Here is a 1,390-nt window from a genome sequence, read left to right on the forward strand (position 1 = left end):
TACTGCAACCGCATGTGGGGGTCGTGGCCCCGTCGTTGGTAGTGGCAGCGGCGGGCTCGGGCTTGGCTGCGTCGGCGGAAGTGTGACCAGCGGAGACGGTGCTCGTTGGGATGGCAGCGGGGCGTGAGGACGACGTGCCCGATCATCCGGCGGATCTCCGGGACGCTGAGGGGTATGAGGTCTTGCTCGTCGCCTCCGCTGCCCCTTTTGCGGCTTCTGCGGCACGGATGGCCGTGAGGTAGGCGAGGACGGCCATGGCGAGGGTGATGTGCCGGTACCAGGCCCGGTAGAGCCGCACCTGATAGTGGTCAAGCCCGCATTCACCTTTCGCGGTCTGGAAGCATTCCTCCACCGCCCACCTGGCTCCAGCGGTCCTGACCAGGTCTTTCAGCCGGGAAGTGACGGGGCCGTAGCAGACGTAGTAGGCGATGTCGGTGGGGTCGGACAGGTTGCGGCGAGCGAGCACCCAGTGCCCCGATCCGCCCTCCCAGGCGGGCAGGATTGCGACGCGGGCCCAGTGGTAGATCCGCTGGCCGTGGGCACCGGCTCCGGCGGAGATCCGCTTCCATGCCTGCTTCGGCAGGGCCGCGATCAGCCCGTCGACTCGCGCGTCGCGGCCGTCGGCCGTGATCACGGTGTCGTTGACCTTCGTCGCCAGCACATACGCGGCCCGGCGTTCTTCCAGCCAGGCACGGAAGTGTTTGACCTGCCCGTATGCCTCGTCCGCGGTCACCCAGGCGAAGGGAACAGCCGCGTCGATGGCGCGTTGCAGCATCCACTTGAGGTGCTCGATCTTCGTGGCGAACGGCACCGTGTCGTCGATCCCGGCAGCCCGGCAGCGGTCCCGGTCGTCCGTCCAGGACTTCGGGACGTAGAGTTCCCGGTCGATCAACGCCCGCCCTTCGGCGGATGCGTAGGCGAGGAAGGTGCCGATCTGGCAGTTCTCGGTGCGGCCGGCGGTGCCGGAGTACTGCCGTTGGACCCCTGCCGACCTGGTGCCCTTCTTCAGGAACCCGGTGTCGTCCCCGATGAGCACGCCGTCTTTTGTCCCGATGCTCTCCACGACGAAGTCCCGGATATCGTCACGGACCGCGTTCTCGTCCCATTCGGAGTGGTTGAGCAGGCGTTGCACGCCGTCCGGGCGGAGCTGGCCGACCTGCTCGGCCAGCGTCCACCCGTTCTTCCTCTCCAGCGGCGCCAGCAGGCCCCTGAGGTAGTCCAGAGCCCGATCACGTGGCTCCGACCTGCCAAAACGATGCCCGAACCGGGCATGCAAGTCCGCTACACCCTCGGACCACGACTCGATCTGCTCGACCGTCAGCGATTGATCACACAGTCACAACAACGAGCACCGACACCAACCGTCACGCCACATGCGGTTGCAGTATTA

Annotated in this window: 1 protein-coding gene; it reads right to left on the minus strand. The window is 66.8% G+C overall.

The features are described from left to right. Window positions 1-142 precede the first annotated feature (142 nt). Window positions 143-1,306: an IS701 family transposase gene (locus AB0M99_RS37780; protein ID WP_365928802.1), complete on the minus strand. Its 1,164-nt coding sequence runs from the start codon at window positions 1,304-1,306 to the stop codon at window positions 143-145. Window positions 1,307-1,390 lie beyond the last annotated feature (84 nt).

Source organism: Streptomyces sp. NPDC051183, from assembly GCF_040682455.1.
Lineage (GTDB): Bacteria > Actinomycetota > Actinomycetes > Streptomycetales > Streptomycetaceae > Streptomyces.